General features: G+C 61.5%; 5 protein-coding genes and 1 pseudogene. All 6 read left to right on the top strand.

All coding sequences use genetic code 11. The features are described 5' to 3' along the window. Positions 1 to 126 (top strand): annotated as a pseudogene (locus tag C5748_RS26970) (IS630 family transposase); the annotation flags it as partial. Positions 127 to 552: 426 nt separating this feature from the next. After that, complete coding sequence (locus C5748_RS26965; protein ID WP_105746098.1) at positions 553 to 777, top strand: helix-turn-helix transcriptional regulator; 225 nt, start codon at positions 553 to 555, stop codon at positions 775 to 777. Positions 778 to 1193: 416 nt separating this feature from the next. Continuing rightward, positions 1194 to 1661, top strand: a complete 468-nt coding sequence (locus C5748_RS26960) for an invasion associated locus B family protein (RefSeq protein ID WP_245582008.1) — start codon at positions 1194 to 1196, stop codon at positions 1659 to 1661. A 16-nt stretch (positions 1662 to 1677) separates the two neighbouring features. Beyond that, positions 1678 to 3423, top strand: a complete 1746-nt coding sequence (locus C5748_RS26955) for a ShlB/FhaC/HecB family hemolysin secretion/activation protein (RefSeq protein ID WP_105746094.1) — start codon at positions 1678 to 1680, stop codon at positions 3421 to 3423. Between the two features lie 21 nt (positions 3424 to 3444). Beyond that, on the top strand, positions 3445 to 3897 hold the full coding sequence (locus C5748_RS26950; protein ID WP_105746092.1) for a hypothetical protein: 453 nt from the start codon (positions 3445 to 3447) through the stop codon (positions 3895 to 3897). A gap of 60 nt (positions 3898 to 3957) precedes the next feature. Next, on the top strand, positions 3958 to 10373 hold a 6416-nt coding region (locus C5748_RS26945; RefSeq protein WP_105746090.1), incomplete at its 3' end, for a two-partner secretion domain-containing protein.

Here is a 10373-nt window from a genome sequence, read left to right as displayed (position 1 = left end):
TTTATCAAAGCCCACAACGAAAGCCCTACCCCTTACAGGTGGGTCAAATCCGCAGACCAAATCCTCGCATCGGTCAAGCGCTTCTGCCAGAAGACAATGAGACGAACTTCAGATTCAGGTGAATAGAATCCCGAAATGAGACCCGGCAAAGCGGGCGAGGGGGCATTGTGCCGTGCCGAGTCTCGGCCAGCATGAAGATACCGGCATCTGCCCTTTAAACCGATGCGCGTTTTCAGCAAACTCTAGAATAATCCGGCCCGTGGAGAGATATGCTAACGGGTGGTCCGCTCGCACCCGGATCACTACTCGCCAACCGCAAGCGAGAACTTGGCACTTCGTTCAAATCGGGCCGCAGCCTTGGCCGGGAACTCGTCTTCACCCACGGCATCGCCTTTGAACGAGGTCGGGCACCTGGGTTGTAGAACTTTCCTTTTTGCCGCCGTCTCTGCGCAGCAGTACGACGCTAGCTAAATATCTCTTGCAAAAGGATAATTTCTTGCTCTGTCGTGGATCACGAGTAGCCAGAAACGACCAGCAGGAGGCATCGCCGCCATGCGCGAATTAAACCGTATCGTCCGTCTGAAAACCGTCCTCGCCCGCACCGGCCTATCCCGCTCCACCATCTATCGCAAAATCGCCGAGGGCACCTTTCCCGCCCAGATTAAAATCAGCATCAACGGCGCTGGTTGGCACGAGGCGGAAATCGATCGCTGGGTTGAGGATCCCGTTGGATGGCGGCCAGCGTCGCCGCGCCGCCCCGATTCTGCGTCGGGGTAGAGCGACCGCCACCACACCATGATCCTTGATGAAAGGATCGCGTGTTCTCCGCATGCGCGGGGTTAGGGAACTTTTAATATCTGCGTTGGAATGCAGGTTCCATTAGCAACAGCTCCTAAGCTTCCAGCGTTACAGACTGCGGTATTTGAGTAACAATCGATGTTTTGCGATGTCAAATGCCCGCAGAACGTGTTGACACCCTTGGTTGTGAATCGTTAACAGCCACGCAAGCAAATTTATTGCGGAGAGTGGGTGTGGCGGCGATAAGATATTGGTTTTGCAGATACTCCCTATTTATTGGGATAAGTATTAGCGGGTGCTTTTCTGCCTTCGCCCAGGGTTCCGAAACAGCGCCATCAGCGCCGCCACAGCCCGCCACGGCCTCGCCGGCACAACCTGCGGCTGGCGCTCCGCATGTGACAAAGTTCGACGACTGGTATCACCGCTGCGTCGATGTGAAGGCTGCGGACGGCAAGACGGTGCCGCAATGCGAGGTGGCGCAGATCGCGCAGGTCAGGCAGGGCGAACAGAACGTCAATGTCCTGACGCTCGCCATCGCCAGGACCGCACCGGAAGCAGGCAAGAAGCCGTCCCAAAATGATCTCCTGCTGACGGCGCTGGTGCCGCTGAACGTCGTCCTGCCGGTGGGGCTGGGCCTGTCCGCCGACGGCAGGGACGTTGTCACCATTCCTTATCGCAACTGCAACCAGGCGGGCTGCTGGGCACAGCAGAAGCTCGATCAGCAGATGCTCGGCGCGCTTCAGAAGGGCAATGCGGGCGAGGCGCATCTGCGGCTGATGAATGGGCAGAACATCAATCTGCGCTTTTCTCTGAAGGGGCTGACCAAGGCTCTGGCAGAACTGCAGAAGCCGTCCAGGGGCTGAACCGGGAGCGAACATCATGCAATGCCTTCGCCCGGCCGTGCCCTGGCTTGCCCTTTCCGTTTCTGCAATCCTGATGGGCTCTGCCGCCTTTGCGCAATCGCCGGGGCCGACGCCTGCCGACGATTTCATCCAGCGCCAGGAACAGGAGGAACTCCAGCAGCGGCTTGAGATGTTGCGTGAGACAACGCCGCGCGGCACGCCGCAGGCCGAGCAGCAAAGGCCGGAACAGGCGGAAGGGCCGGGCAAAGGACCATGTTTCGAGATCAGACGGGTGGAGGTCAAGGGCATAACGCTGCTGCCGCAAATGGCGATCGAACCCGTCTTGAAGCCCTATGAGAACAGGTGCATCGGTCTTGCCGATATCAATGCGCTGCTCAAGGAGCTGACCTATCTCTATGTCGAGGAGGGCTACATCACCTCCCGCGTCTATGTGCCCGAGCAGAATATCGCCGAGACGAAGGTTCTGCGCCTGGTGGCGGCCGAAGGCGCGCTTTCGGATATTTATCTCAACGGCAAGCCGGCAGCCTATCCCGGCCTCATCGCCACAGCCTTCCCGGGCATGAAGGGCAGGCCGGTCAATATCCGCGATGTCGAGCAGGGGCTCGATCAGATCAACCGGCTTTCCTCCAACGATGCGAAGACGTCGATGCTGCCCGGCAAGGAGCCGGGCACGTCGATCCTCAATGTCGAGAACCAGCCGGGTCTGCCCTGGCATTTCTCGGTGGCCAACAGCAATCTCGGGCAGAAGCAGACCGGCTATTCCAGGAGCTCCGTCTCCTTCCAGATGGACAATCTCGCCAATCTGAACGATCTCCTGTCGCTGACCTATGAGCACACGGGACCGGACTATCCCTGGCCGGATGACGGCATCGGCCGCAGCAACAGCATCTCGGGGTCGCTCAGCATTCCCTATGGCTACTGGAGCTTCTCGCTCAACGGCTCCTGGTACAAATATCACAGCGCCGTTCCCGGCAATTTCGGGGATATCGAGACATCGGGCGATTCCGGCCAGTTCGGCATCAATGTCGACCGGGTGATCCTGCGCGACAAGGATTCCATCACGACCCTCAATGCCGGCATCACCTACAAGGAGACCAACAATTTCCTGATGGGCAGCCGCATCGAAGTGGGCAGCCGGGAATATACGGTGGCCAATCTGGGCGCCTCGCATTCCCGCCGCTGGCTCGGCGGCCTCTGGGTCTTCGACGTGAGCTATTCCCAGGGGCTCGGCATCTTCGGCGCGGTGGAGCGCGGCGAGCCGGGTGCGGGCGATGCCGATCCGCAATTCTCCAAATTCTCCGGCACGGTCAGCGTCACCAGGCCTTTTGAGCTCTCAGGCCAGAACCTCCAGTTCAGCGGCATGATCAACGGGCAATATTCGCCCGACAATCTCTTCGGGGCGGAGCAGATCTCGCTCGGCGGCTACTCGAATGTGCGGGGCGTCCGCGACAGCGTGCTCTTCGGCAATAACGGCTTTTTCACCCGCAACGAGATCACCTGGCGCACCATGCCATGGGCGGACAATGCCTTCCTCGCCAAGGGGCTCGGCGAGCTCCGCCCTTATGTCGGGCTCGACTACGGCCATGTCTTCGGTGAGGAGCGCTACGGCATTGAAGGCGGCGACATGGCTGGCTGGACGGTCGGCGCCCGGCTCGCCGGCGGCAGGATCGGCGCCGATATCGGCTATTCCAGGATTTTCGAGGCGAGCGCCGAAGCGGCGGACAAGGATATTTTTTTCGTAAGCACATCACTCAGGTGGTGAGTAGCAGACAGGAGCAGGAAGATGTTTCGTGGGGACAAGAGGATCGTGAGGAAGACGGGTGCGGGTACGGCGGTTTTGGTCGGACTGGGCCTGATCCTGGCCGGCTGCGGAGGACGCGAGGCGCATCCCGTTGCTATAACGAATCCGACGGACAGTGCCTTCGATTGTGCCGGCATCTCGCGGGAATTCGCGGCGAATGAGCGCCAGATTCTGACAACGCTGAAAGAGCGCACGCAGGCGCAGGGCAAGAACATCGCCCTCGGGGCGGCCGGCGTGTTCTTTTTCCCGGCCTTCTTCTTCATGGATCCGAAATCGCCGGAGAAGGTGGAGATCGATGCCTTGCGCAATCGCAACAAGGTTCTCGAGGACATCGCGCGGAGCAAGAAATGCAGCCCGCCCAGGTCACAACTGACCGAGATCTACAAGAAACTCGACGACCCCCGCAGCACGCAGCCGGCGAAAGTCAGAAACTAAAGCATGACGCGGCGATCAGCCGCCGCGTCTCTTTGATGAATTTTTGAGGCAGGATCGGCCATGAAGAATTTTGCAGTCCGTCAATATTTTTCACATGCACTCCGAATCCGTGAAGGGGCGGCATATCGCGTTCATCGGTTCGATCCTGCCAATTTTGCCCGCAAGGCAACAGCGACGCTGCTGAGCGGACTTCTCGCCTTCCAGCCGATGCTAGTTCAGGCGCAGCAGGTGACGCCGGATGCGAGTGCTCCGATCGCCAACCAGCCGGGCGTGGGTGCGGCGCCGAACGGCGTGCCGCTTGTCGATATCGTCACGCCGAACGGGCAGGGGCTGTCGCATAACAAATATGGCAACTTCAATGTCGGCAATCCCGGGCTGATCCTCAACAACCACAATGGCGAGTTCGGCACCTCGAAGCTCGGCGGTGTGACGCCGGGCAATCCGAACCTGAAGAACAGCGGTCCTGCAAGCGTCATCCTCAACGAGGTAACCTCGGGCAACCGCAGTGCGCTCGAAGGCCCGACGGAGGTGTTCGGCGGCAGGGCCGATGTCATCATCGCCAATCCGAACGGCATCACCTGCGATGGCTGCGGCTTCATCAACACGCCGCGCGCCACGCTGACCACCGGCACACCCGATATTGACGCGACCGGCCGCCTCAACGGCTTCACCGTGCGGGCCGGCGACGTCACCTTTGGTTCCAGGGGCGGCAATTTTGCCTCCGGTGACGGCGCGGTGGATCTCTTCGACATCGTCTCACGCACCATCCGCATTGACGGGCCGGTCAATAGCACGAACCTGAGGCTTTCGACGGGACGACAGAAGTTCGATTACGCTACCGGCGAGATGACGGCGCTGCCCGGTGCCGACGATGCCGGAGAGTTCGCCATCGACGGTTCGGCACTCGGCGCCATGCAGGCCGACCGCATCAGGATCGTCGTCACCGACAAGGGCGCCGGCGTCAGGATGCGCAGCGACATGGCCGCGAACGCCGGCGAACTGACGCTCTCGGCCGACGGCAGGATCTCGCTCGGCAATGCATCCGGCCGCGATGGGGTGAACATCCAGTCGAAGAGCCGGCAGGTCGAGGCGAAGAAGGTCACCTCGAAGAAGCGCGTGACGGTGAAGGCCGAAAAGGGCATCGCGCTTGAGGCGGTCGCTGCCGACGAGGACGTCATTCTGGGGAGCGGCGATGGCCTGCTTTCGGTTGTAGGCGATGTGGCTTCTCTTGGAACTATCGGACTGACATCGTCCGGGGCGATCGCAATCGCGAACGTCTCGGCAGGGCAGAACGCCAACCTTCAGGCGGGGCAGGGCATTACGGCTGGCCAGGTCATTGCCGACGGTGCGGCAAAGATGGCTGCGACCTCCGGCAATATCGCCCTGTCCGGCACGGCCAAGGCGGGTGGCGGCGCGCTGACGATTGAAGCGGCATCCGGCGCGATTGCCTCTGCTTCGCTCGTCAGTTTCAACAACATGACTCTGACCGCCGGGACAGATATCGCGAGTGGTGACATTCTTTCTGGTGGCGCGCTTGTGGCCTCCGCCCGTTCCCTGAAGGCGACAAGTGCCGTCTCCGGCATCGATTTTGCCGCAACCAATGCTGCCAATGGAGCAATCTCTCCTGGAACAACGGGCGACATGCGGCTGCAGATGTCCGGCGGCGCGGTTGACGTTGCTTCGCTGCTTTCAGCCGGGAATCTGAATGTTTCGGCTGGATCGGTGATCGGGCAAAACATCACGAGCCACGGCGCAGTTGCGATTGCCGGCAACACGAATGTTTCGGGCCAGCTTCTCGGTGCGGGTGACGTCAGCATCACGGGCGCCAACATCAAGGCGGGTGCGGTTATCTCCAGCGTCGATTTCGCCGCCAGCAAGGCCTCGCCGAACGGTGCGATTGTCGTCGGACGTTCTGGAGATACAGCGCTGCAGGCAGGCGCCGGAGCGATTGATGTCGGCACGCTGCTGTCAGCAGGTAATCTGGTGGCCAATGCCGGAACCTTCAATGCCGGCAATGTGACCAGTCATGGTGTGGCTGATATCTCCGGCACGACCACGATCAGCGGTCAGCTGCTGTCGGGTTCCGACATCGTCATCAAGGGTTCGTCCATCAATATCGGCACTGTCGTTGCCGGTGTCGATCTGGCAGCACTCGACAACGGCAATGTTGTTCTTGCCAACGCGGCTCATGCGCTCAATCTGACAGCAACGGCAGGTGATCTTACCGCCGACCGTCTGCTTTCCTCGGGCAATATGGTTGCCTCCGCGACCGGGAATCTGTCGGCCAACGCCCTGGGCCACGGTGATCTCGATCTGACGGCTGGCGGTACGCTCACCTTGTCCGGCCAATCGCTCGCCGGTGGTAATGCCATCCTCAATGCGGGTTCGATTGATATCGGAACGCTGGTTTCGGGCGTCGATTTCGCCGCGACGGAGAAATCGGGCGGTTCGCTGATCCTCAAGACCGGATTGGCGGGCACCGGGCAGATGTCGCTCGATGCGACGGACGGTTCGATCATTGCCGGTGAGCTTTTGAGCGGTGGTGATCTGACGGCGCATGCGCTGCGGGACATCACCTATGACAGCCTGCAGAGTTTCGCCGGTGCCGATCTGCGGGCCGATCAGGGCTCGATCAGCCTTGATCGCAATACGGTCGCCAGGGGCAACATCGCGCTCACGCTGCAGAGCCTCGATCTCAGCAATGACCGCGGCAAGCTGGCGACGGCAGGCACGCTGACCGTCAATGCCGATAGCGCCAATTTCTCGGGCAGCACGCTGACTTTTGGCGGTATTTCACTCAATCTGACAGATTCCGCCGATGTTTCCGGCTCAAAGATCCGGGCCGTGACCGCCGACGGCGGCAGCGGCGATATCTCCGTCAAGGCCACAACGATTGCCACGACCTCCGCGACGGCGCTTCTGGCTGCCAACGACCTGACGCTGACGCTCGCCTCGCTGACCAACCCCGGTCAGCTGGCGGCGGGTCGCGACCTGACCTTCAACATCTCCGGCGATCTCACCAACACACTGACCGGCCTGATCTATGCCGGCAATGACGGCCGGCTTCATGTGGCGGGCGATCTTCTCAACGATCAGGGCGCCATCCTCGTCGGTCACGATCTCGCGATCGCCGCAGACGCCAATGGCGGGCGCAACCGGTCCGTCACCAATGTCTCCGGCCTGATCCGGGCGGAGAACGACGTCTCGATCCTGACGGAGAACCTCACCAACAAGCGCGTGACGACGCCCACCTGGAGCACGCACCTCATCTCGTCGGGCGAGGTCTCGGGTTTCGTGCTCAATCCGGATGTGGCAGGCAAGCCCTTCGCCTATCTCTACAATGATAATCCCAATGACAAGCCGCAGCTTTATCCCGGGTTCTATCCACCGCTCTGGTCGGACTATGAGTCCCAGCTCTGGTCGCTGGCCACGCTTGCCGACGGGACGTCCTATCACGCCTGGACCTGGAAATCCGCCAATGGCCCGGTAGGGCAGGGCAAAATCTACGACTGGATCAAGCAGCGCGTCCCGAAGGATGAGAACGGCGTTCCCATCCTCGATCCCACCAACCCTTCCAGATACTTCGTCGTAGCCTACTGGCTTGACGGGCCGGCGGACACGAGCACGACCTACACATGGAATGAGACCTCCAATATCAGCCAGTCCGTCCGTGAGGCTCGCTTCGATGGGCCGCTTGCGCCTGAGGCGCTGATCCGCGCCGGCGGCAATCTCTCGATCGACGCGACGACCCTCAACAACAGCTACAGCAGCATCGAAGCCGCGGGCGATGCCGTTCTCAAGGGTCAGGTGCTGAACAATGAGGGCGTGACGCTCAGCCGTACCACGACGACGACATGCAACGCGCTTGGCGCCTGCGAGGCTTATGACGCGGACGGCAACCGCGATCCTTCGAAGAATATCGCCCAGGGCACCTTCATCATCAGCAAAGTCGAGACCGTCGGACTCGCCGCGGGCAATATCAAGGCCGGTGGCGCGCTCGACATCAGCGGCTTCGGTGACATCAACAACACGTCCGCACCGGGCTCGATCGCCGGCGGAGCCAGTCTTGCGCCTTCGACCACGCCGGGCGATCCCACGTCAGCGCTGGCGGGACTGACGGCGGGCGGGGCGCTGTTCACGCCGAACGCGGCGCTTGGCGGGCTGTTAGCGAATGGTACGCCGTTCGCCGGCGCCGCCCTCGTCGCCGCCCTCGGCAATTCGGCACCGAAGCCGAACTCCGGCGGCTTCGGCGGAACCATTCCCGGCCAGGTGTTCCTCTATGAAACTCGCGTCGAATTCCTCGATGTGAGCAAGTTCTACGGTTCTGGGTATTTCATCAGCCGGATCGGCTATAGGCCCGAACGCGAGGTGCCCTTCCTGGGCGACGCCTATTTCGAGAACCAGCTGATCGACCAGCAGCTTCGCCAGCTCGTCAATCAGGGGCTCGGCAAGGGTTCGTTCATCCCCGGCAGTGATGCGATCGAGCAGATGAAGACATTGCTCGATCGCGGCGCGGACTTCGCCAATGCCAACGGCCTCGCCATCGGCCAGCAGCTCTCACCCGAAATGATCGCCGGCCTCACCGAAACGCTCGTCTGGTATGAGAAGAAGACCGTCAACGGCATCGAGGTTCTGGTGCCGACCGTCTATGTTGCGAATACGGACAAGGCCAGCCTGACCGTCGCGGGCGCGCTGATCTCCGGCGGCTCGGTCAATATGAATGTCGGCAATGTCGCCAATTCCGGTGCGATTGCCGCAAAAACCGATCTGAGGCTGGCCGCCACGACGATTTCGGCCACGGGCGGCAGCTTCAATGCGGGGGGCAATCTGTCCCTGGCGGCTTCGCAGAACCTTACCCTGACCGCGCAGTCCCTGACCGTCGGCGGCCAGAACGTGGTCAATCCCAATGCGATGGTCACGGCTGGAGGCAACGCGGCGCTGCAGGCGGGGGACACGCTCAAGCTGCAGGGAACCGGTGTCGATGTCGGCGGCAATGCCGTGCTGGCCGGCCGCAATGTGATGCTGGAAACACAGAAGGTCGAGAATGACGGCTCGCAAAATGCGACGGGCACGCGGATCAATACCGGCGGCGACCTCGGCATAAAGGCGGAGAACGACGTCACCGTGATCGGCAGCGCGGCGAGCGCCGGCGGCGCGCTCGACGTTACGGCCGAGAACGGCTCGGTCAATATCGCCACCGTCGATGTGACGCGGAAATCCGACGATGGGTACTCGAAGGCGACCCGGACGACACAGCAGGCCTCGCAGCTTTCCTCCGGGACCGACGCGACCATCAAGGCGGGCGATGACATCCTGCTCTCCGGATCGAAGCTCAAGGCGGGCGGCGACGCGCAGCTGGAAGCTGGCAATGATATCAACATCACCGCCGCGCAGGAGCAGGAATCGGTCAGGTTCGGCAAGAATTCCTCTTCCTCGACCACGCATACAGGTTCCGAAATCGAGGCCGGTGGATCGATCTCCGCCAGGGCCGGGACGGACGGCAATGGCGACCTCAACATCATCGGCAGCAAGCTTTCCGCCGATGAGAAGGTGAGCTTGAGCGCTTCCGACAACGTCACCATTGCCGAGGCGCGCGACAGTGCGGTGGTCGACACCGAGGGGAGCTTCAAGACGGGCAGCGGCTTCAGCAAGAAGAAGGGGCAGGTGTGGGGTCATATCGAAACCGAAACCGCCGTCGGCTCCTCGATCAGCGGCGGCGCCGGCGTCGATATCACCTCGGGCGGTGACACGACCATCTCCGCGTCCAAGGTTCAGGCAGGGGCCGAGGAGAAGAAGGCCGATCTCAACATCGATGTTGGCGGTGATCTGGTCATCGCGTCGGGCAAGGACAGGGTGGCGCATGACGACCGGGAGAAGAGCAAGGGCTTCCTGCGTAAGGGCAGTATCTCCACCCAGAGCTACAACGAGACGACGGTCGGCTCCGAGCTCGGCGCTTCCGGCAATGTCAATCTCAATGCCGGCGACAACGCCGTCATCGCGGGCTCGAAGGTCACCGCCGGCGAGGCCATCACTGTCGAAGGCGACAGCGTCTCGGTCATCGGCGCGGCCGAGCAGCACGAGAGAGAAAGCGAAAGCAAGAAGTCCGGCCTTGGTGTCGGCTCAGGCGGCGGCTTCTTGTCGATATGGGGCAAGGAAGGCAAGGAGAAGGATTATGCCACTACGCTGAATGCGGGTTCCTCGCTCTCCTCAGGGACGGATGTCAACATCAAGGCGCGCGAAACCGACGTCAACATCATCGGTTCGGATGTCGAGGCCGGCCGCGATATCGCGCTTGACGCAGCGCGCGACATCAACATCACGCCGGGGGCGGAGAGCGCCTCGTCCAGAGAGAAGGAAGAGAAATCCGGGTTCGGCATCCAGTTCGGTTCGAGCGGCAGCGGCTTCTCCGTTGGCATCGGTGCGAAAAAGACCAAGGACGAACTGAACCAGGGCGCGCAGACCAATGCAGGCTCCAG

The organism is Phyllobacterium phragmitis, assembly GCF_002980495.1.
Classification (GTDB): Bacteria; Pseudomonadota; Alphaproteobacteria; order Rhizobiales; family Rhizobiaceae; genus Paramesorhizobium; species Paramesorhizobium phragmitis.
The sequence above is the reverse complement of the archived record's forward strand: the minus strand, read 5'-3'. Positions and strand labels throughout refer to the sequence as shown.

Excerpts from the sequence above, each read along its gene's own strand:
- C5748_RS26955 (WP_105746094.1), top strand. The coding sequence starts at position 1,678 with ATGCAATGCCTTCGCCCGGCCGTGCCCTGGCTTGCCCTTTCCGTTTCT.
- C5748_RS26965 (WP_105746098.1), top strand. The coding sequence starts at position 553 with ATGCGCGAATTAAACCGTATCGTCCGTCTGAAAACCGTCCTCGCCCGC.
- C5748_RS26950 (WP_105746092.1), top strand. The coding sequence starts at position 3,445 with ATGTTTCGTGGGGACAAGAGGATCGTGAGGAAGACGGGTGCGGGTACG.